This is a genomic window from Bradyrhizobium sp. 159, from assembly GCF_023073795.1.
Classification (GTDB): domain Bacteria; phylum Pseudomonadota; class Alphaproteobacteria; order Rhizobiales; family Xanthobacteraceae; genus Bradyrhizobium.
In genome coordinates, this window is the sequence record NZ_JADPKE010000114.1 from 54,992 (window position 1) to 76,598 (window position 21,607).

The window sequence follows — 21,607 nt, forward strand, 5'->3', positions numbered from 1 at the left end:
GTCTATTGCGAGACGCTGTCCTCCTGCGGGGCTGGTTCCGACGCCTGGGCCGCAGCTCGTGGCGGCGGTGCCGGCCGTGGCCGGACCCCGGGCGGCAGACGGCGCGGACCGGTGCCAGCCGCCCGGTTGGCTTCGGCGAGGCGCGCCTCGCGTTTCCCGTCCTTGACCCGCGCCCGCTCGCGGTAGCGGGCGAGCGAGCCGGCGGCCGCGGAACTCGCCCTGCCCCAGAGCCCGACCAACTGGCCCGCGACCCGTCCGGTCATCCCTCCCGCCCAGACCAGCTCGAAGGGCGAAAACAGGCGCCAGCGTTCATCACCCCGCAGGATGCTGCGCGCGATCAACTGTCCGGCCATGGCCGAGGTGTTCATGCCCTGGCGGCCGAACCCGCTCGCCACCCACAGGCCTTTGCGCAGTTGGCCGATCTGCGGCATGCCGTGCACCGTCTGGCCGGTGGCGCCGCCGAACATATCGGTGATCTCGACATTGCCGAGCTGGGGAAAAATCGTGCGGATCCGCCGCCTGACCGCGCCGGCGAAACGCTGCGGACGCGCCGCCCAGGTGGTCACCGGGCTCTCCCACATCAGCCGGTCGCCGTCGACGATACGGAAATGGTCGATGCCGCCAGCATCCATCACCGATCCTTTGAAGGCGGTGATCTCGTGCACGCGCTCGCCAAGCGGCGCGGTGATGCCGGCATAGCGCCAGACCGGAAGCAACGTCTCCGACAGGCGCCGCAGGGGCGCGCCGAGATGGATGTTGCCGGCGAGCACGATATGAGTCGCGCGCAGCCGCGCCGAGGGCGTGACGATGCGCTTGCGGATGCCGGAATGATCGATGCTGACGACCGGGGTATCCTCGAAGATGCTGGCGCCTGCCCGCCGCGCCAATGCCGCAAGGCCGTGCACATATTCGCGGCCGTCGACCTGGAACGCGCGGGGATAATGGATGCCGTGGAAGTAGCGATCGGTCTTGAGCGCTGCGCGGACGCGATCGACCTGCCAGCCCTCGACCTCGGTGTCGAAATCCTCGTGCAGCATCTGCAGCCGGCTGATCAGCCGGTCGCCGTCATCGACATTGGACACTTCCAGCGCGCCCTCGCGGAGGCCGATCCCCGGCATGTTCTCTTCGGTGGCGTTGGCGCGGACGAACTCGGCGCCTTGCTTCGACAGCGTCCACAATTCGCGCGCGTCCTCGAGACCGACGCGCTCGATCAGATCCGCGAGCGACAGTGCAAAGCCCGGCATCACGGTGCCGAGCTGGTTGCCGGAGGCGTTCCAGCCGATATGGCGGCCCTCGAGCACCGCGACGCTGGCCCCGAGCCGGGCCGCCTCCAGCGCGATGGAGAGGCCGGCAAGCCCCGCCCCGATCACGCAGATGTCGGCATCGAGATCGAACGTCAGCCGCGTCCGCTCGCGAAAGCCGGCTTCTTCCTGGGACACGCTTGTGAAAGTCTCGCTCATGTCGTTTCTTAACGGACCCATCGGGCGCTTGTCACCTTGTCCTCAACCCGCGCCTGTTGATTATCCTGGATGCGTAACGATTCGAGAATGCCATGCGCCGTTTGATGCTGCTGCGTCACGCCAAGACCGAGACCGACGCGCCGAGCGGCCGTGACCAGGATCGCCGGCTCGACGACCGCGGCCACAAGGATGCTGCGCGGATGGGCGACTGGATCGCCGCCCATCCGCCCTTCCCCGAGACCGTGCTGGTGTCGCATGCCGTCCGGGCCCGGCAGACCTGGGACATCGCCTGGGAGGCAATGAAGGACCGCGTCGCTGCGCCGCAGGTCGAGGTCCTGCCGGAACTTTATGGCGCCGATCCCGCGCAGATCCTGGACGCCATTCGCACTGCAACCGCCCCGGCCGACCCTAAGCAATTGCTGCTGGTCGGCCACAATCCCGGCATGCACGAGGTCGCGCTCATGCTGATGGGCGGCGGCGATCCGGCCGGCGCGCGGGCACTCGGCCACAACCTGCCCACCGCGGGGCTTGCGATCTTCGACTTTGACGTCAAGGATTGGGGTGACGTGGCCTACCGCCGCGGCAAACTGGTGCTGTTGGTCAGCCCCAAGCTGCTTCGATCGGGATGATCGCGCGACGTACCGCTAAGACGTGCTGACCGAAAGATTGGAGGCGCAGATGTTCAAGTCCATCCTCGTGCCCATCGACCTCGCCGACACCGAACTCGCTAAGCCGGCGATCGCGACCGCGGCGACGTTGTCGCAAACCTGGGGCGGCGTTGTACGCCTGCTCAACGTGCTGCCGATGACGCCGGTGATGCTGGCCGAATACGTGCCGGCCGATTTCGACGAGCAGCAGCGCCAGACCTCGGAAGAAGCGCTCGCCATCGTCGCGCGGGAGTCCGGGATCGAACCCTCCCGCATCTCCAGCGTGGTGCGCCAGGGCGGCATCTACCACGAGATCCTGGAGGAAGCGGTGCACATGAAAGCCGACCTGATCGTGATGACCTCGCACCGGCCGGCGATGCGCACCTATTTCCTCGGCTCCAACGCCGGACACGTCGTGCGCTACGCCAAATGCTCGGTGCTGGTGGTCAGGCACTGAGTGTCGCAGCCAACTCCGTCATTGCGAGCGCAGCGAAGCAATCCAGAGTCTTTCCGCGGCGGCAGTCTGGATTGCTTCGCTGCGCTCGCAATGACGATGGCGAGGCACCGTCCGCCCATTGCTCGGCCTACAAGATCTCGCGTTGCCTGTCGGGCAAAACACGCCAGGGCTGGGTCAACCCGCGCCGTTCGATATATATTCCGCTTTACCGAAATTCGGAAATGACGTATGCCTCTCCGCAACCCGGCCCAAGCAAGAGGGGCGTATCGCGATCGTCACGACACGCGGGCCGGGCGGCGGTGGACGCAGGTCACATCGGCACGAAGGACTTCGCAGGGCGGAGAGCCGTGAGCGGGGACCTCGCGCACTCGACCGGTGTGATCGGCGTATGGCGAAATCGTGTGGTCCTGGCGCCCGGGGTCTGTGCGCCAAGTCTTGCAGTGATGTGAGCGGCCCAACCGGACCGCGGCATCAGTTATCGGCAAGGCGACGGGGGCAATAGTGCATCGCTCCCCGGGGAGCACCGCGACATAAGCCGTTCCAACCATCCGCGCAGGGAAGGCCGGGATGTCTCCGGTTGCCCTGTTGTCCGCTATGCATGAAGCACACGCAATCTGCTCTTGGCATGGCGGCCCATGGGAGCCAACCGGCTCCCGGTCTTCCCTGCGCCCTCTTCAATTATGAGGGCAAGGCACCGAAGCAGAGCTCGGGCGAACAAGCCGCGAGGATGCGAAGGTGTGTCTACGATTGAAATGCGAATTGAAAGCGCGATGCCATCACCCCACACTCCGTCATTGCGAGCGCAGCGAAGCAATCCAAAAATGTATCCGCGGATAGATTCTGGATTGCTTCGCGGAGCCTGTCATCGGGCCGCGCTTCGCGCGGACCCGTTGGCTCGCAACGACGATGTTGATGCAGGCGCGCGACAAAACTCCCCGCTCGTGCCCTGGACGCAGCGCAGCGCTTCTTCATCGGTGCGCTCAAGAGCCGGGGCCCATCCATCCGCTAGTGCGGTGGCCTGCTGGGTCCCGACTCTGCGCCGCAGCGTAAACGCTGCAGCGTGTCTGAGACACGCGGAGGGCGAACGCCGTCACCCCACCTCCGCCATCGTCTCACAAATACCGCGTCAGCTCGGCCTTGAACTGCCCGTAGACGGCGTCCTCGATCTGGCTGCGCGTGATGCCGATGTCGCGCAGGGCGCGGTCGTCGAGCTGGTTCAGCGTCTTGACGGCGGAGCGGCGCTCGAGGCGGTCGAACAGCGCATAAGTGGCGGCGACGAGCGTGCTGAAAAATCCGCTCGATGAGGAGGGGCGTAAACTCCGCCCGGCAGTTTGCGAGATCGTGGTCATTGTTCTTCTCCGGCGTGCTGTCCCGCGCGGCGAAGCCGATGCCGTTGGCGCAGACGCTTCGAGCGCTTGCACCTCATTTGCCGTGGGATTGCTCTCGCTCTCCTCGGCTCAATCGCGGAACTTGATGGAACCTAAATGCTTCAGTACACTGCTCGGAGCAAGTAAAACATTGCTCTCGGTGCAATAATGTCCAAGTTCGAGTACGTGAAGCTCGCCGATGCCATTGCGGCCGATATCACTAACGGCAGGTTAAGGCCCGGCGACCGGCTGCCGCCGCAGCGCAATTTTGCCTATGACCGCGGCATCGCGGTCTCGACCGCGAGCCGGGTTTACACCGAATTGCTCCGTCGCGGGCTCGTGGTCGGCGAGGTCGGCCGCGGCACCTTCATCTCCGGCGATGTCAGGCGCGAAGTCGAGACGATCAGGGAGCGTGTCGACGCGCGCATCAATTTCGAGGTCAATTATCCGCTGCTGCCCCAGCAATGGGCGATGATCGCCAAGAGCCTTGCGGGGCTCGAGCGCGTCGACGCGCTCGAATCCGCGCTGCGCGTCTCGACCAGCACCGGCACCAAGAGCGCGCGCGTGGCGGCCGCCGCCTATCTCGCACGCAAGGATTTCGCGCCGCAGGCCGAGCAGATTTTCTTTACCGCCAACGGCAAGCAGTCACTCGCGGCCGCGCTCGCAGCGCTCGTCCCCACCGGGGGCCGCTGCGGTGTCGAGGCCCTGACCTATCCCTACGTCAAGAGCATCGCCGCGCGGCTCGGCGTGACGCTGGTCCCGATCCCGATGGACGAGCACGGCGCGCGGCCCGACGCCATCCAGAAAGCGCATCGCGAAGCCCACCTGTCGGCGCTGTATCTCCAGCCCATCATCCAGAATCCGCTCGGCGTCACCATGAACGCAACGCGGCGCGCCGACATCATGCGCATCGCCGAGAAGCTCGATCTCACCATCATCGAGGACGCCGTCTACGGCTTCCTCGCCGACGACGCGCCGCTCGCGGCGCTCGGGCCCGACCGCTGTATCGTGCTCGACAGCCTGTCCAAGAAGGTCGCGCCCGGCCTTGCGCTCGGCATCCTGGTCGCGCCGCCGCATCTGCGCGAGAGCGTGATGAGCGCGATCCGCACCGGCGGCTGGATCGCCTCCGGCCACGCGCTGGCGTCGGGCCAGCGGCTGATGGCCGACGGCACCGTCGCCGAGCTGACAAGGCTGAAGCGCATCGACGCCGCGCGCCGCCAGCAGACCGCAGCGAGGCTCTTGGCCGGCTACCAGCTCGCGGCCGATCCGCGCGCCTATCATCTCTGGCTGACGCTGCCACCGCATTGGCGTTCGCAGACCTTCGTCGCCGCGGCAGCCCGGCGCGGCATCGCGCTGACGCCGTCCTCGACGTTCGCAATTGCTCATGGTCATGCACCGAATGCGGTGCGGCTCGCGCTCGCTCCGCCGTCGCCCGAGCAGCTCGATTCCGGCCTGCGCACGATCGTCTCGCTGCTCGGCAACAAGGAAGAGGATTTCGACTCGACGGAGTAGCGATCGTCTATGGCAGCAAGGACCGGGGCAATTGATCGAAGCTGTAGCTCCGCGGCTGGTTGCGCCGGACGAAGCCGCCGACCTGCCAGGCGAACAGCGCGGCAAAGCCGAGGATGAACAGCGCGCCGGCGAACTCGCCGATCATCAGCGCGCGAATCAACAGCACCGCCATCGCCGCCGTCAGCACCGCAAGGAAGACCAGCACCGCCGCATAGGCCATGCGGCCGAGGCCCGCGCTCAGCGTCGCCCGGCTGCCAGCCTTGGCCATGCGTGCATGCAGCGCGACGATGAACTGGCGAAAACCGCTGTCCTGCGGCGCCATCAGCGCGGCCGTTTGCCAGCTCGTCGACAGGATCGCGATGCGCCCACCATCGGCGTGGCTGACATCGGCGCGAAAGCGGTGCTGCTGCATCGAAACTGGGCGGAACGACAGCCGGATCGCGCTGATCTCGTCATAGCGCCACAGCGCGGAGCGCCCGGCGATGTGCCAGGACAGGCCCTCGTCCGTCAGCTCGAAGCGGTGCGCCGAACCGATCAGCGAGGCCTTGTAGGCATAGCTCGTGACTGCGTCAGCATCCGAAACCTGCATCTCGACATCGATCCCGTCCGCGCGATCCCGTCAGCGATCCGCTTGCGCGAACACCCTCGCCCATCCTACAAGCGGGGCATGGCTGAGACGACCTTTTTTCCGCGCCGCCTGATTCTCGGCGCCGCCGTGATCTCCGGCGTGCTGCTCGCGCTCGCGGTGCACATGCTGGGCGCGCGCTACGGGCTCGACCTCGGCGGTCTCTGGCGCGCCGACACGCATGAGTTCATCCCGGCCGGCGCGGCGATCGCCTGGTGGCTGATCGCCACCGTCGGCTTTTCCGGCGGCTATTTCACGGCATCATTGATGCAGAGCGCCGTCTCCGGCCAGATCCCGCAACGGATGCGCCAATTCCTGATCGCAGTCGGCGTGCTACTGCTCGCGGGCGCGGGCCAGGCGGCCTCGGCACCGAGCCCGATCCCAACGGTCTCGGGCGTCCTGGCCGGGCTCGCTGCGCTGTGCCTCGGCGCTGTGATGGCATTTTGCGGCGCGCATTTTGCGGTGCGCCGCGGCTAGGCCATCACGCCGACGCGAGTAGCCGCGGCCGGTCCAGCATGATCGCGATATCGGAAGCAGGCCGCGGCTTGCTGAACAAATAGCCTTGCGCCTGGGTACAGCCTTCACGCCGGAGCAGCTCGAGCTGCGCGTCGTTCTCGACGCCTTCCGCCGTGGTGACGATACCGAGGCTGCGGCCGAGGCCGGTCACAGCGCGGATGATCGCCATGGAATCCTCGCGCGTCGCCAGCTCCGATACGAACGAGCGATCGATCTTGATCTTGTCGAACGGGAAGCTGCGCAAATAGCTCAGCGACGAATAACCGGTGCCGAAATCGTCGAGCGAGATCCGCACGCCCATCGCGCGCAGCTCGTGCAGGGTCGTCAGCGTCGCCTCGCTGTTCTGGAGCAGCACCGATTCGGTGATCTCGAGCTCGAGGCGGCGCGCATCAAGTCCCGAGATGGCCAGCGCCTCGGTCACCGATGCGATCAGGTTCGGGCTCTTGAACTGCACCGGCGACAGGTTGACGGCGACGTCGACATCGTCGGGCCAGGTCGCCGCGTCGGTGCAGGCGGAGCGCAGCACGAACTCGCCGAGCTGAACGATGAGCCCGGTCTCCTCGGCCAGCGGTATGAAGCTGATCGGTGCGATCAGCCCGCGCTGCGGGTGGTTCCAGCGCAGCAGCGCCTCGAAGGCGACGACGCGGCCGCTCGCGACGTCACGGATCGGCTGATAATACGCTACGAACTCGTCACGTTGCAGCGCCGCGCGCAGATCCATTTCCAGGAGGCGCCGCGCCTGCGCGCGCGCATCCATGCCGGTCTCGAAGAAGCGATAGGTGCCGCGGCCGTCCGCCTTGGCGCGGTAGAGCGCGAGGTCTGCGTTCTTCAGGAGCTCGTCCGGATGGCTGCCATCCTGCGGCGACAGCGAGATGCCGATCGAGACGCCGATCACGATCTGATGGTCGTCGATCTCGTAAGGCGCCGAGATCACCTCGACCAGGCGCCCGGCAAGCGATCTCGCAGCGGTTTCCTCGGAACGTCCGATCTGGACCACCGCAAACTCGTCGCCGCCGAGCCGCGCCACGGTGTCGTGCTCGCCGACGGTGGACTTCAGCCTGCGGCCGACTTCCTTTAGCAGCGCATCGCCGATGGGGTGGCCGAGCGAGTCGTTGATGTCCTTGAAGTGATCGAGATCAAGACAAAGCACCGCGAGCTGGTCGCCCGACGTGGTCCGGCGCAGCCCATGCTCGAGTTGTTCGTGGAACAGCACGCGGTTCGGCAGGCTGGTCAGCGCATCATGGCGCGCCATGTGCGAGATCTTGGCCTGCGCCTCCAGCCATTCGGTGATGTCCTCGAAAGTGGCGACCCAGCCGCCGCCCTGCATCGGCTGGTTGACCACCCGGATGGAGCGGCCGAACCGGTTGACGACGTCGGTCGTGGTGCGTCCCTCCCGCGCGTCGGCGACGAGGCGGGCGAAGAATTGATCCGCGTCGCCCTGCCACTGGCCGTTCGCCTGCTCTTCCCTAAGCACGTCGACCAAAAGGCGGCCGGTGAGCAGGATGTCGGTGCGACGGAGCATCGCGGCATAGCGCTCGTTGAACAGGATGATCTTGCCGTTCGCGTCAAACATGCACAGTCCTTGCGACATGTTCTCGAGGGCGCTGTCCAGCACGATCTGCTGGCGCCCCAGTTCGCCCTTGGCGCGGCGGTCGAGCAGCGCGGCCACGAGCGCAATCGCGATGATCGCGACCGCAGCGCTGGCGGTGAGGAAGGACAGCGAGGCCGGCGGGATGGAGAGCCCGCTGATCGCGCGGGTCGGGTCCGGCGTCAGCAGCACCGCTCCCATCGCGGTGAAATGATGCGCGACGATGGCAAGCGTCAGCAGCGCAGTCGCGCTCAGCGCATGGGAGAGGTCGTCGCGCCGCGCGGCGATGAACAATGCGAAGGCCGCAAAGACGATTCCGAACAGCACCGAGGCGGCAACCGTGCTTCCGATCCAGGCCACCCGCGCCGGAATCTCCAGCGCCGCCATGCCGGTGTAGTGCATCGCCGCAACACCAGAGCCGACAATCGCGCCGCCGAGGGCGATCCACACCTGGCGCGAGGACGATACCGCGATGCTCAGCCCCACGAAGGTCACGGAGATCGCAAGGATCAAGGAGAGGAGCGTTACCGGGATGTTGTAGGCGCCGGCACCGCCCGGCCCGTAGGCGAGCATCGCGATGAAATGCGTCGCCCAGATGCCGCATCCGCTGACGGCGGCATCCAGAGCGATCCAGACCAGACGCCCGGGCCCCTGCGTCGCGCGTGCGCGTTGAAACAGGCTGATTGCCGCCGCGCTGGCGAGCAGACACACCGCAGCGCCAAGCGCGACCAGTCGCCAATCGTGCTCGTCGGTGAGACAGAAGAGAACTTGATACATCGCCGGCCCCTATCGACCGGCACTTGAGCCGACAGAGATGGACGATTGGTAACTGGCTACAAACCTGCTCCGGGAATGGTGAATGGGAGATGTGTGCGTTCGCTCAATTGTTCATCCTCGCGCCGGCGCACCGACGCCGATGACGGCGGCGGCAATCAGCAAGACCGCCGCCGAGATGACCAGCGACAGATGCAGCCCTGTCATGAACGCACGGTCAGACGCCACCAGCGAACCGAACAGAGCAACGCCGAGCACACTGCCGGTCTGCCGCGTCGCGTTCAGGACGCCGGCCGCGATGCCGGAACGCGCCTTCTCGACGCTGCCGAGCAGCGTTGACGTCAGCGGCGGCACCAGTAGGCCGAGCCCTCCGCTGATCGCGATCGTCTGCGCGCAGATCGCCCAGTAGCTGGTCCCGGCTTCGATCCAGAGCAGGCCGAGACAGCCGATTGCCGAGATGCAGGCGCCGAGGATGATGGTCGGGCACGAGCCGATGCGCTCGGCCAGGCGCGGCGCCAGCAGATTGACCGGCAGAACCGCCGCCATCATCGGCACGAAGGCAAGCCCGGTCCACCATGCCGACAGCCCGTTGATCCTCTGGAAATACAGGCTGAGCACGAAGATCAGGCCGTAGATCGCGATGTTCACCAGCAGTCCCACGAGCGAGGTCAGCGTGAACAGCCGCTGGCCGAACAATGACAGCGGCAGCATCGGCTGCGCCGCCCGGCTCTCACGCCAGACAAAGAGCACGGCGAGAATGGCGGCGCCGACAAAGGCTGCGATCACGGCCGGATGGTCCCAGCCGAGCGCCCCGCCTTCGATGATTGCTCCGGCAAGCGCGCCCAGCGCACCGATCGCAGCCAGCTGGCCAGGCAGATCGATCTCGCGCGAGCGCGCGCGCGTGGTCTCGCTGGCATAGCGCCAGCTCAGCCACAGGCCCGCGAGCCCGATCGGCAGATTGACCAGGAAGATCGCGCGCCAGCTGACCAGCGTGATCAACGCGCCGCCGACAAAGGGGCCGGCGGTGAGTGCAAGGCTTGCTCCGGCGGCCCAGACCGCGACGGCGCGGCCGCGCTCGCGGTCGTCCGCATAGGCATGATTGAGCAGGGCAAGAGAATTCGGCACCAGGATCGCCGCCGCCAGGCCCTGAACTAGCCGTGCTGCGATCAGCACGACCGCATTGGGCGACAGCGCACAGGCGAGCGAGGCCGCGGTGAAGATGGCGAACCCCGCCATGAAGACGCGCTTGGCGCCGATCCGGTCACCCAGCGCACCGGCCGTGAGGATGAAGGCTGCAAACGCGATGGTGTAGGCGCTGACCACCCATTGCAGCTCGGCGACCCCGCCGCCGAGCGCCCTGCCCATTGCATCGAGCGCGGTGTTGACGATGGTGACGTCGAGCTGCACCACGCCATAGCCGAGGCTCATGGCGGCAAGCGTGAGGGAGGTTGCAAGATGCGAGCGGGCCCGCGGCGCAGCACTCGCCTTGTCTAAGGTTCGGTGTTTGATGGTGCTTGCTCGCATGCTGCCACCTCGCTTGCAGCCCCATGCGAAATATACCCCTCCGGCGGGCCGTCATGTTTCGACAATGGTCGAATAATGGATGTGGCTGCGCCCGGCCGCCACCCATAAAGTGCATCGCCCGTCTTGTGCGCAGTGGCGCACTGGGATGCGCCGGAAATAAGACGCCGCGCGACCATCGCGCGGCGTCGTCGTCTTGGCTCCGTCTTGCCTCAGCTCGCCGCGCGCAGATTCACCTTGCTCTCGGCGAGCGTCGTCAGCTTCTTGTCGGTCGCCTTCTCCTCCTCAAGCGTCTTGGCAAGCACCGCCGCGCAATCATTGCGGCCGAGCTGCTTGGCCCAGGCGATCAGGCTGCCGTAGCGGGCGATCTCGTAATGCTCAGCGGCTTGGGCCGCATTGATCAGCGCCGCGTCGAGCACGGCCTTGTCGGCAACTTCGCCCGCCGTCTCGTCGGCTTCCTCGATGATGCCGTCGATCGCCGGGCAGTCGATCGCCTTCACGGCGACGCCGTGCATCTTCAACACTTCCTCGAGACGCGCCACGTGCTGCTTGGTTTCTTCAAGGTGCGTCAAAAAGCCCTGTTTCAGCTGCGGGTCGGTGGCCTTGCTGGCCATTTTCGGCAGCGCCTTGGTGAGCTGCTGCTCGGCGTAATAGATATCCTGGAGCTGGTGCACGAACAGGTCGTTCATGGTTTTGATGTCTTTTGTGAACAGTCCCATCGTTCCGGTCCTCTCGGTTCGGGAACACGACGGCATGGGCCTGCACGAAAGGCCGCCTGTTCCGCCATGTCCGGTTGCTGATGGGGCCTAACGAGCACGCGGCACCGACGTTCCAAGACACCCTTCGCTTGCGCTGGAACAATGCCGACGGCGCCAGGATTTGAAACCATCCTCCTTAAACACGAATGCGCTTTCCGAACCGCACGTCGCGACTCATATGCTTAACGCGCGTCGGATGTGAACCACATATGACAAAAGTGGCTGGTCCAACGCAGAACCTATTGTTGTCAAGGGCTGCACAAGCCGCTGTTTTTGCCTTAAATGAGCTGGATCATGCCAAGCGATCGACGCCTGCCCTTTGGCCGTCATCGTACCCGCACTGGCCAATGCCTGGCCGGATCGGTCTTGCCCCCCGCCGGGAGGATGAATGCACGGACTGCTGCCCGCGCTGAAACGCGGCTTCAATAGATGGATTGGCTGGCGACGGCTCGGCATTGCCGCGAGCGTCTTCATCATTGCCTTCGCAATCACCACGCTGGTGCGGACCCTCAAGGGCATCGATACCGGAGTTATCTTGACGGCGTTGACCGAGATTCCTCGCGGGAATATCGGTCTGGCGGCGATCTGCGTCTTCTTCGCGTTCTGCACGCTGACATTCTACGACTTTTTCGCACTGCGAACGATCGGCAAGAAGCACGTGCCTTATCGCATCGCGGCGCTCTCCAGCTTCACGTCCTATTCGATCGGCCACAACATCGGCGCTACCGTCTTCACCGGCGGAGCGATCCGCTTCCGGATATATTCGGATTATGGGCTGAACGCGATCGACGTCGCCAAAATCTGCTTCCTGTCCGGCCTGACCTTCTGGCTCGGTAACATCTTCGTGCTCTCGATCGGCATGGCCATCCATCCGGGTGCGGCGTCGTCGATGGATCAGCTGCCGTCGTCGATCAACCGGTTGATCGCGCTCGGCGGCCTCGCCTCGATCGGCGCTTATCTGGTCTGGCTCTGCATGGGTGAGAAACGGCGCGAGCTCGGCCAGAAGGGCTGGAAGGTGGTGCTGCCCTCGGCGCCCCTGACGCTGGTGCAGATCCTGATCGGCGTGATCGATCTCGGCTTCTGCGCCACGGCGATGTACCTGCTGATGCCGGCCAATCCACCGATCGACTTCATGTCGCTCGCCGTTGTGTTCATCCTGGCAACGCTGCTCGGCTTTGCCAGCCATGCGCCGGGCTCGATCGGCGTATTCGATGCCGCCATGCTGGTGGCGCTTCCCGAATTCGGCCGCGAGGAGCTTCTGGCGACGCTGCTGGTGTTCCGCATCCTCTATTTCGTGATCCCGTTCGGCCTCGCCATCTCCATCATGGGCACGCGCGAGCTCTGGATGAACGTGGTCGCGCCGTGGCAGGAGCGGCGGCGGCTGGCGGAGGCCTGCACCCAGGCCAACCTGCCCAAGCAGGTGGCCGCGATGGAGCGCGAGCGTGCGCTGCGGCAGGCCGGCAAGCGGTAGGCCACTCAGACATAGGTTGCGGGCGGGGCAGCTATCCCCTCTTATTTCCGCCTCAACTTTGCCGTTGAACACGCGGGCCATGATCCCTCCCTCCTTTCGCACCTTCTCCGCAGGCGCCCTCCTGCTTGCCGGGATTCTGACCGCTTTGCCGCTCGAGCGCGCTGCCGCTCAGGACGCCGGCGCCATGCAGATCAGCTGGGAGGTGCGCAACCGCTTCCGCCTGTTCCGCGAAGAGCGCGATTTCCTGCTCCATGTCGAGAATGCGCGCAACCGCAGCATCCTGGCCGCCGAGCAGTCGCTGGAGCTCCAGAGCGAGGGCCGCGGCTGGGCCCGCAACATGGTCAACCGGCTCTGCATCGACCTCCAGGGCCGGGTCAACCAGCCCTGCACCCGCGACAACGTCAAGGAGAACTACATCACCCCGATCGATCATCCCGTCACTGTGCGCCTCCTCGGCGCAGTGCCGGTCGGCGCCACCTGCGCCTGGTCGTTCGATGACGGCGACGGGCCGCAAGCGTCGACCTTCGATTGCGCCGAGCCGGTCAATTTGCGCGTCCGTTACGGCAAGCAGACGGTCGCGACCGTCGACGTCTCCTCCGGCTCCGATCCGACCCAGCGGGTCCAGGCTGAGATCCAGGTTCGCGACATTTTCGTTGCCGGCCTCGGGGACAGTATCGCCTCCGGCGAAGGCAATCCGGACCGGCCGCTGGCGCTGTCGGACGAAGGTTTCTGCTTCCGCTCCTATCTCGGCACCGCCGGCGCGCAGTACTATCGGCCGAGCCGCGCCGGCTTCAAAGGCGGCCGCGCCTGCGAGGCGCCGGACACGCTCGCCAACTGGCAACGCTACAGTGCGCTCTGGTTCAACGCGCCCTGTCACCGCTCGCTCTACAGCTATCAGGCCCGCACCGCGCTGGCGCTCGCGGTGCGCTACACCCACATCGCCGTGACCTTCCTGCCGCTCGCCTGCACCGGCGCCGGCATCGGCGACGGACTGCTCGGCTCGCAGCGCGCCCGCGAATGCCCGCCCGGCAAGACCGGCGTCTGCAACACCAGCGTGAACGCGCAGGTCGCCGAGCTGCGCGAAGCGCTCACCGCGGCGAAGAAACGCCAGCCCGACCGCACGCTCGATCTCGTGCTGCTCTCGGTGGGCGCCAACGACGTCTATTTTTCCGGCCTCGTCGCCGACGTCATCGTCGACACCGCGACCGAGCGCGCACTGTTCCGCCGCTCCGGCGTGATGGCGAGCGTCGACGATTCCCGCGATGCGCTGGCGCGCGAGCTGCCGCAGAATTTCGTCAAGCTGCGCGAGGCGCTGAAGCCGCTGGTCGGCGGCGACCTCTCACATGTGGTCTATGTCTCCTACGCCAACCCGGCGCTCGCCGACGGCGGCGTGCCCTGCCGCGGCGGCCGTGGCGGCTTCGACATCCATCCATCTTTCAATGCCGATCCGCAGCGCCTCGCCCGGGTCTCCACCTTCGTCGACACCGAATTCCTGCCGCAGCTGAAGGGGCTCGCCACCTGTACCCGCGGCGCGCTCTGCCGCGATACCGAAGCCGACCGCATGACCTTCGTCGATGCGCACCAGGCCGCGTTCGCCGATCACGGCTTCTGCGCCCATTCCGGCAACGATCCCGAATTCGACCGCACCTGCTTTGCCGAGAACGGCCAGAGCTTCAATCCCGACATCGTGACGGCGGCGAGTCAGCCGATGCTGTGCGGTCGCGGCGCCTCGGAATATCGCGCCTACCTGCCCCGTGCCCGCTGGATCCGCGACGCCAACGATAGCTATTTTGCTGCGATGACCTATCCGCAAGGATTGCCGGCCGCGAGCCAGCCGACCGACATCCACGACGCCACCTGGGGCGTGCTCTCCGCCGTCTATGGCGGCGCCGTGCATCCAAGCGCCGAAGGCCACGCCGCGATGGCCGATGCCGCACTGCCTGCCGCGAGCGCCGTGCTCGGGCTGGATGCAGTGCCGCCAAGCGTGACGCGCGGATTTCTGCCGCAGCTACTTCCGAGCGCGCGGCAGTAGGACGACGACGAGCTCTCTCCTCCCTGTCATTGCGGGCGCAGCGAAGCAATCCAGAGTCCCTCCGCGGCAAGATTCTGGATTGCTTCGCGGAGCCTGTCATCGGGCCGCGCTTCGCGCGGACCCGTTGGCTCGCAATGACGAGCTTGGCCCACACTCTCGGTGTCGTCGCCCGCGCGGGCAGGCGATCCAGTACTCCGAGGCGGTTGTGATTGAACCGAGAAGCCGCGGCGTACTGGATTTCCGCCTTCGCGGGGAATGACGGCGGGTTGGCTCGTGTAGTGCGCCGTAGCCAAACTGCGCTCGCGCATTCTCGTCACGTCGCATCGTTCCCCTTGTCTGCCGTTCCATCAATCCAAAAACGGCATCGATCGATACCCCCTTGAACTTGGACACTTTGCCGCGCGCGCCTCTAGGAGTCGCCTTGAGGAAATGTTCGAGTTCTAAGGAGGCGCGTGATGAGCGCAGTGGTGTCCGCAGCGGACGTGAGGCGGTCTCGCGTCAGGCTGTTCATCGTGACCATGTTGTTCCTGGTCACCACCGTCAATTACGCCGACCGCGCCACGCTGTCGATCGCAGGCCCCGCACTCTCCAAGGAGCTGCATCTCGATCCGGTCGCGATGGGCTACATCTTCTCGGCGTTCGGCTGGTCCTATGTGATCGCGCAGGTGCCGGGCGGCTGGTTGCTCGACCGCTACGGCTCGCGCCTCGTCTATGCCTTCAGCATCATCGTCTGGTCGATCTTCACGATGATGCAGGGCTGGGTCGGCTTTTTCAGCACCGGCACCGCGATCGTCGTGCTGTTCGCGTTACGCTTCCTGGTCGGCATCGCCGAAGCGCCCTCCTTCCCCGCCAATGCGCGCATCGTCGCGGCCTGGTTTCCGGGCAACGAGCGCGGCACCGCGTCGGCGTTCTTCAATTCGGGGCAGTATTTCGCGACCGTGATCTTCGCGCCGCTGATGGGCTGGATCGCGCACGCCTACGGCTGGCGCTTCGTGTTCTTCGTGATGGGCGCGCTCGGCGTCGTCATGGGCCTCATCTGGATCAAGACCATCTACGGCCCGGAGGAGCATCCTTCGATCAGTGATGCCGAGTTCGACTACATCAAGGAGGGCGGCGCGCTGGTCGATCTCGACGCGTCCAAGGACGATCTGAAGCAGGAGCGCGCGCCTCAATCCGGCTCCGGGTGGGACCACATCCGCCAGTTGCTCTCCAACCGCATGATGCTCGGCGTCTATCTCGGCCAGTATTGCATCAACACGCTGACCTATTTCTTCCTGACCTGGTTTCCGGTCTACCTCGTCAAGGAGCGTGGGCTGTCGATCCTGCAAGCCGGCTTCGTCGCGACGCTCCCGGCGCTGTGCGGCTTCATCGGCGGCGTGCTTGGCGGCATCATCTCCGACGCCATCCTGCGCAAGACGGGCTCGCTGACCCTGGCGCGCAAGATCCCGATTGTCGGCGGCATGCTGCTATCGATGTCGATCATCGCCTGCAATTATGTCGACGGACAGGCGTTCGTGGTCGGCTTCATGGCGCTCGCCTTCTTCGGCAAGGGCATCGGCGCGCTCGGCTGGGCGGTCGTCTCCGACACCTCGCCGAAGGAAGCCAGCGGCGTCTCCGGCGGCCTGTTCAACACGTTCGGCAATCTCTCCTCGATCACCACCCCGATCGTGATCGGCTACATCCTGGCCGCAACCGGTTCGTTCAACGGCGCGCTGGTGTTCGTTGGTCTCAACGCGCTGGTGGCGGCGTTCGCCTATGTTGTGATCGTCGGCAAGATCGAGCGGGTGATGCTCAAACGTTCCTCCTGAGAGCTCCGAGCAATCGGAGCGGACCAGGCAACTCAACGGCGGCTTAATCAGCCGCCGTCTTTGTTTTGGGGGTGATCGATGCTAGAAGTGTCGGGGAAACGCCTTATCCATCTAAGGCATGTATCGATGTTCGACCTCAACCAGCTCCGCTGTTTCGTCACGGTGGCGGAGGAATTGCATTTCGGCCGCGCCGCCGCGCGGCTGAACATGACCCAGCCGCCTTTGTCGCGGCAGATCCAGGTGCTCGAGCACATCATCGATGCGCCGCTTCTGGAGCGTACCAGCCGCTCGGTGCGCCTGACGCCCGCGGGGCGAAGCTTCCTGCCGGAGGCGCGGCGCATCCTCAAGCTTGCGGAAAGCGCCTCGCAGGTCGCCCGCCGCATCGCGCTCGGCAAGACCGGCTCGCTGAAGATCGGCTTCACGGCCGCCGCGGCCTACGGCTTCCTGCCTGAGCTCGTCGCCGCCTGCCGCGCAAAGCTGCCCGAAGTGGATTTCTCGCTGAAGGAGATGGTGTCCGGCGACCAGTTCGAGGCGCTGACCTCGGGCCAGATCGACGCCGGCCTGCTGAGGCCGCCGATCGCGCGTCCAGAGCTCGCCAGCCGCCGCGTCGTCGCGGAGCCCCTGCTCGCCGCGATCCCGAAGAAGCATCCGCTGGCGAACGCCGACAGCGTCACCATCAAGGATTTCGACGACCAGCCCTTCGTGATGTATTCGCCTTACGAGAGCCGCTACTTTCACGACCTGCTGGTGGCGCTGTTCACGCGCGCCGACGTGCTGCCGCGCTATGTCCAGCATCTCAGCCAGATCCATTCGATCCTCGCCATGGTGCGCGCCGGCCTCGGCCTCGCCATCGTGCCGGCGGCGGCGGCGAGTCTGAAGATCTCCGACGTGCGGCTGCGGCCGCTGAAGCTGCGCACCCGCCTTCCGGTCGAGCTCTTCATGGTCTGGCGCCGTGACGACGAGAATCCGTTGCTCTCGGCCCTCGTCAAAATCGCCGGTGAATTGTCCTCCGCGGAGGTGACAGAGGATTGATGCTCAATCTGCATCAGTCGATATAGGCTTTGGCTTGGACGCGCATCGAACGGTCTCCTAAACACCGGCCCATGGACGCGCAGGCTTGCGTCCTTCACAACACGCAAGAAGGGAGCCGCGCCCATGAGCAAGATGACCCCGCCGGAGATGGCCCAGAAGATCGGATCTGGCCTCCTGTCCTTCCCCGTCACGCCGTTCAGGGCTGACTACTCCTTCGACGAGGCGACCTACCGCGCCAACATGGACTGGCTGTGCGGCTATGACGTCGCCGGCCTGTTCGCCGCCGGCGGCACCGGTGAGTTCTTCTCGCTAACGCCGACCGAGGTTCCGCAAATCGTCAAGATCGCCGTCGAGGAGACCAAGGGCCGCGTGCCCGTGCTCGCCGGCACCGGCTACGGCACCGCGATCGCGCGCGAAATCGCCATTGGTGCCGAGAAGGCCGGCGCCGACGGCTTGCTGCTGCTGCCGCCCTATCTCACGCATGCCGAGCAAGAGGGTCTCGCCGCCCATGTCGAGGCAGTCTGCGCCGCCGTGAAGATCGGCGTCATCGTCTACAACCGCGACAACGCCATTCTCCAGCCCGACACGCTGGCTCGCCTTGCCGAGCGCTGCCCGAACCTCGTCGGCTACAAGGACGGCATTGGCGACATCGAGCTGATGACCCGCGTCTACACCAAGCTCGGCGACCGCCTGACCTATATCGGCGGCCTGCCGACCGCGGAGACCTTCGCGCTGCCCTATCTCGACATGGGCGTGACGACCTATTCCTCGGCCGTGTTCAACTTCGTGCCGGAATTCGCCACCAACTTCTACGCGGCCGTGCGCAAGCGCGACCACCAGACGATCCACGCCGGCCTGAAGAACTTCATCCTGCCGCTGATCGCGATCCGCAACCGCAAGAAGGGCTATGCAGTCTCGATCATCAAGGCCGGCATGAAGGTGATCGGCCGCGACTCCGGCCCGGTCCGTCCGCCGCTGACCGATCTCGCCGAGCAGGAGGTGGCGGAACTGACCGCGCTAGTAAAGAATCTGCCCGCCATCCGATCGACACAACAGGCAGCAGAATAACGAACGATAATAGAGAGGAGCGTGCGATGGTCCAGACGGAGATCTCTGGCGCACCGGTCGTCACGGCGATGCAGGTGATCCCGGTCGCGGGCCGCGACAGCATGCTCCTCAATTTGAGCGGCGCACATGCGCCGTTCTTCACCCGCAACATCGTCATCCTCACCGACAATTCCGGTCATACCGGCGTCGGTGAGGTGCCCGGCGGGCAGAAGATCTGGCAAACGCTCCAGGACGCCCGCGATCTCGTGATCGGCAAGACCGTCGGCGCCATGAACAACATCCTCGCCGACGTCCGCACCGCTTTCGCCGACCGCGACGCCGGCGGCCGCGGCAAGCAGACGTTCGACCTGCGCATCATGATCCACGCGGTCACGGCGATCGAATCCGCGCTGCTCGATTTGCTCGGCCAGCATCTGGGCCTGCCCGTCGCGGCGCTGCTCGGCGAGGGCCAGCAGCGCAAGAGCGTCGAGACGCTCGGCTACCTCTTCTTCGTCGGCGACCGGCGCAAATCCCGGCTGCCCTATATGGAAGGCGAGACCGGCAAGGCGGAATGGTTCAACCTCCGTCACCAGGAGGCGATGACGCCGGAGACCGTGGTGCGGCTCGCCGAGGCCACCCACGACCATTACGGCTTCGCCGATTTCAAGCTCAAAGGCGGCGTGCTCCGCGGCGAGCAGGAGATCGAGGCGGTCACCGCCATCGCAAAACGCTTCCCGAACGCGCGCGTCACGCTCGATCCCAACGGCGCCTGGTCGCTAGATCAGGCTGTCCGGCTTTGCAAGGACATGCACGGCATCCTCGCTTACGCCGAGGACCCCTGCGGCGCCGAGGCCGGCTTTTCCGGCCGCGAGATCATGGCCGAGTTCCGCCGCGCCACGGGCTTGCCGACCGCGACCAATATGATCGCGACCGATTGGCGGCAGCTTTCCCATGCGCTGCGTCTCGGCGCGGTGGACATTCCGCTGGCCGATCCCCATTTCTGGACCATGCAAGGCTCGGTGCGCGTCGCCCAGACCTGCCGCGACAATGGTCTGACATGGGGCTCGCACTCCAACAACCATTTCGACATTTCGCTCGCCATGTTCACCCATGTCGGCGCCGCCGCACCCGGCAAGGTCACCGCGATCGACACCCACTGGATCTGGCAGGACGGCCAGGCGCTCACCAAGGAGCCGCTCCAGATCAAGGGCGGCAAGATTGCCGTCCCCGAGAGACCTGGTCTGGGTATCGAAATCGACAGGGCCGCCATCGACGCCGCGCATGACCTCTACAAGCAGCATGGACTTGGCGCCCGGGATGACGCTATTGCCATGCAGGACCTGATCCCCGGCTGGACCTTCGACGACAAGCGTCCCTGCCTCGTTCGCTAAGAAACCCAGGCATGATCCCGGAAAAGTGGGTACCGGTTTTCCGAGAGGGATCATGCCGCTAAATGACTTGGAGGAATACATGACTGCGATCCTGAAGAACTTCATCGGCGGCGAATGGGTCGATGGCTCCGGCGTCACCAGGAATATCAACCCCTCCAACACCAATGACCTCGTCGGCGAATATGCCAAGGCCGACAAGGCGCAGACCGAAAAGGCGATCGCCGCCGCCAAGGCCGCCTTTCCCGCCTGGGCGCGTTCGACCCCGCAGGAGCGCTATGACGCGCTGAACAAGATCTCTCTGGAAATCCTGGCCCGCAAGGAAGAGCTCGGCCGCCTGCTCGCGCGCGAGGAAGGCAAGACGCTGCCGGAAGGCATCGGCGAAGTCGCCCGCGCCGGCCAGATTTTTGCGTTCTTCGCCGGCGAAGCGCTGCGCCTGATCGGCGAGAAGGGCGCCTCCGTGCGTCCCGGCCTCGACGTCGAGCTCACCCGCGAGCCGATGGGCGTCGTCGGCATGATCACGCCCTGGAATTTCCCGATAGCGATCCCCGCCTGGAAGATCGCGCCCGCGCTCTGCTACGGCAACACGGTGGTGTTCAAGCCGGCCGAGCTGGTGCCGGGCTCGGCGCACGCGCTGTCCGAGATCATCACCCGCTCCGGCATTCCCGCGGGCGTGTTCAACCTTGTCGTCGGCTCCGGCTCCGTGGTCGGCCAGACCCTGCTCGAACACCCGGACGTCGCCGCGATTTCCTTCACCGGTTCGGTTCAGACCGGCCGCAAGATCGCGCAGGCCTGCGTGCTGTCGAATCCAATGAAGAAGTTCCAGCTCGAGATGGGCGGCAAGAACCCGCTGGTCGTGCTCGACGATGCCGACCTCAAGACTGCCGTCGAGGTCGCCGTCAACGGCGCCTATTTCTCGACCGGCCAGCGCTGCACCGCTTCCTCCCGTCTGATCGTCACCGAAGGCATCCACGACCGCTTCGTCGCCGCGATGGCCGAGCGCCTGAAGGGCCTGTCGGTGGACGACGCGCTCAAGGCCGGCGTGCATATCGGCCCCGTCGTCGACCAGAGCCAACTCGATCAGGACCTGCGCTACATCAAGATCGGCCAGGACGAGGGCGCCAAGCTTGCGTGGGGCGGCGAGCTGCTCAAGCGCGAGACGCCCGGCCACTACCTCCAGCCGGCGCTGTTCACTGAAGCCAACAACAATATGCGCATCGCGCGCGAGGAAATCTTCGGACCCGTCGCCGCCGTGATCCGCGCCAAGAACTACGAAGAGGCGCTGGCGATCTCCAACGACACCGAGTTCGGCCTCGCTTCGGGCATCTGCACCACCAGCCTGAAATACGCCTCGCACTACAAGCGCAACAGCGAGTCCGGGATGGTGATGGTCAATCTGCCGACCGCCGGCGTCGACTATCACGTGCCGTTCGGCGGGCGGAAGGGCTCGAGCTACGGCGCCCGCGAGCAGGGCTCGTACGCGCGCGAGTTCTACACCACGGTGAAGACGGCTTATACCTTCCCTGGCTGATAGGCCGGGATTGCGTCGCAAGCGTAGGTGCCCACCTCTCCCTGCGGGGAGAGGTGAGCGAAAGCACGGCTTC

Annotated in this window: 17 protein-coding genes; 11 read left to right on the forward strand and 6 right to left on the reverse strand. The window is 65.7% G+C overall.

Going from position 1 to position 21,607, the window contains the following annotated elements; translation table 11 throughout:
* Positions 1 to 2: 2 nt before the first annotated feature.
* Positions 3 to 1,460 carry an FAD-binding oxidoreductase gene (locus IVA96_RS33475; protein ID WP_247421893.1) on the reverse strand — a complete coding sequence of 486 codons (1,458 nt, stop codon included), beginning with the start codon at positions 1,458 to 1,460 and terminating at the stop codon, positions 3 to 5.
* A 92-nt stretch (positions 1,461 to 1,552) separates the two neighbouring features.
* Between IVA96_RS33475 and IVA96_RS33480 the strand changes: the two genes are divergently transcribed.
* Together IVA96_RS33480 and IVA96_RS33485 are read left to right on the forward strand one after the other, a co-directional pair.
* A complete protein-coding gene (locus tag IVA96_RS33480) occupies positions 1,553 to 2,089 on the forward strand; it encodes a histidine phosphatase family protein (protein WP_247421894.1) in 537 nt (178 codons plus the stop codon).
* Between the two features lie 49 nt (positions 2,090 to 2,138).
* A complete protein-coding gene (locus IVA96_RS33485) occupies positions 2,139 to 2,564 on the forward strand; it encodes a universal stress protein (protein WP_247421898.1) in 426 nt (141 codons plus the stop codon).
* A gap of 1,112 nt (positions 2,565 to 3,676) precedes the next feature.
* Here IVA96_RS33485 and IVA96_RS33490 read toward each other — a convergent pair.
* The gene (locus IVA96_RS33490) at positions 3,677 to 3,913 is read right to left on the reverse strand and encodes a DUF1127 domain-containing protein (protein ID WP_247421900.1); all 237 of its coding nucleotides are present in this window, start codon (positions 3,911 to 3,913) and stop codon (positions 3,677 to 3,679) included.
* Positions 3,914 to 4,099: 186 nt separating this feature from the next.
* Between IVA96_RS33490 and IVA96_RS33495 the strand changes: the two genes are divergently transcribed.
* Positions 4,100 to 5,443 (forward strand): PLP-dependent aminotransferase family protein, encoded by a 1,344-nt coding sequence (locus tag IVA96_RS33495; RefSeq protein ID WP_247421902.1) that lies wholly within the window; start codon positions 4,100 to 4,102, stop codon positions 5,441 to 5,443.
* A 7-nt stretch (positions 5,444 to 5,450) separates the two neighbouring features.
* On the opposite strand, the gene IVA96_RS33500 is transcribed toward IVA96_RS33495, so the two are convergent.
* Entirely contained in the window at positions 5,451 to 6,032 is a 582-nt protein-coding gene (locus tag IVA96_RS33500; protein WP_247421905.1) for a hypothetical protein, read from the reverse strand.
* Positions 6,033 to 6,110: 78 nt separating this feature from the next.
* Here IVA96_RS33500 and IVA96_RS33505 point away from each other — a divergent pair, with 78 nt between their 5' ends.
* Positions 6,111 to 6,545 (forward strand): hypothetical protein, encoded by a 435-nt coding sequence (locus IVA96_RS33505; RefSeq protein ID WP_247421907.1) that lies wholly within the window; start codon positions 6,111 to 6,113, stop codon positions 6,543 to 6,545.
* Between the two features lie 4 nt (positions 6,546 to 6,549).
* Here the strand turns inward: IVA96_RS33505 and IVA96_RS33510 are convergent, their stop codons facing one another.
* The 3 genes from IVA96_RS33510 to IVA96_RS33520 all read right to left on the reverse strand — a co-directional run bounded on the left by IVA96_RS33510 (position 6,550) and on the right by IVA96_RS33520 (position 11,186).
* Positions 6,550 to 8,949, reverse strand: a complete 2,400-nt coding sequence (locus IVA96_RS33510) for an EAL domain-containing protein (RefSeq protein ID WP_247421910.1) — start codon at positions 8,947 to 8,949, stop codon at positions 6,550 to 6,552.
* Positions 8,950 to 9,060: 111 nt separating this feature from the next.
* Entirely contained in the window at positions 9,061 to 10,470 is a 1,410-nt protein-coding gene (locus IVA96_RS33515) for an MFS transporter (RefSeq protein ID WP_247421912.1), read from the reverse strand.
* Between the two features lie 209 nt (positions 10,471 to 10,679).
* Positions 10,680 to 11,186 (reverse strand): ferritin-like domain-containing protein, encoded by a 507-nt coding sequence (locus IVA96_RS33520; protein ID WP_247421914.1) that lies wholly within the window; start codon positions 11,184 to 11,186, stop codon positions 10,680 to 10,682.
* A 427-nt stretch (positions 11,187 to 11,613) separates the two neighbouring features.
* Here IVA96_RS33520 and IVA96_RS33525 point away from each other — a divergent pair, with 427 nt between their 5' ends.
* The 7 genes from IVA96_RS33525 (at position 11,614) to IVA96_RS33555 (ending at position 21,534) form a co-directional block, all read left to right on the forward strand.
* Positions 11,614 to 12,696 (forward strand): YbhN family protein, encoded by a 1,083-nt coding sequence (locus IVA96_RS33525; protein WP_247421917.1) that lies wholly within the window; start codon positions 11,614 to 11,616, stop codon positions 12,694 to 12,696.
* A gap of 79 nt (positions 12,697 to 12,775) precedes the next feature.
* Entirely contained in the window at positions 12,776 to 14,728 is a 1,953-nt protein-coding gene (locus tag IVA96_RS33530) for a hypothetical protein (RefSeq protein WP_247421921.1), read from the forward strand.
* Between the two features lie 455 nt (positions 14,729 to 15,183).
* Positions 15,184 to 16,536 (forward strand): MFS transporter, encoded by a 1,353-nt coding sequence (locus IVA96_RS33535; protein ID WP_247421923.1) that lies wholly within the window; start codon positions 15,184 to 15,186, stop codon positions 16,534 to 16,536.
* A 126-nt stretch (positions 16,537 to 16,662) separates the two neighbouring features.
* On the forward strand, positions 16,663 to 17,568 hold the full coding sequence (locus tag IVA96_RS33540) for a LysR substrate-binding domain-containing protein (RefSeq protein ID WP_247421924.1): 906 nt from the start codon (positions 16,663 to 16,665) through the stop codon (positions 17,566 to 17,568).
* 123 nt (positions 17,569 to 17,691) lie between these two features.
* Positions 17,692 to 18,636 (forward strand): 5-dehydro-4-deoxyglucarate dehydratase, encoded by a 945-nt coding sequence (gene kdgD / locus IVA96_RS33545; protein WP_247421925.1) that lies wholly within the window; start codon positions 17,692 to 17,694, stop codon positions 18,634 to 18,636.
* 26 nt (positions 18,637 to 18,662) lie between these two features.
* On the forward strand, positions 18,663 to 20,006 hold the full coding sequence (gudD, locus tag IVA96_RS33550) for a glucarate dehydratase (RefSeq protein ID WP_247421927.1): 1,344 nt from the start codon (positions 18,663 to 18,665) through the stop codon (positions 20,004 to 20,006).
* Between the two features lie 79 nt (positions 20,007 to 20,085).
* Positions 20,086 to 21,534 carry an aldehyde dehydrogenase family protein gene (locus IVA96_RS33555; protein WP_247300152.1) on the forward strand — a complete coding sequence of 483 codons (1,449 nt, stop codon included), beginning with the start codon at positions 20,086 to 20,088 and terminating at the stop codon, positions 21,532 to 21,534.
* The last annotated feature ends 73 nt before the right edge of the window (positions 21,535 to 21,607 follow it).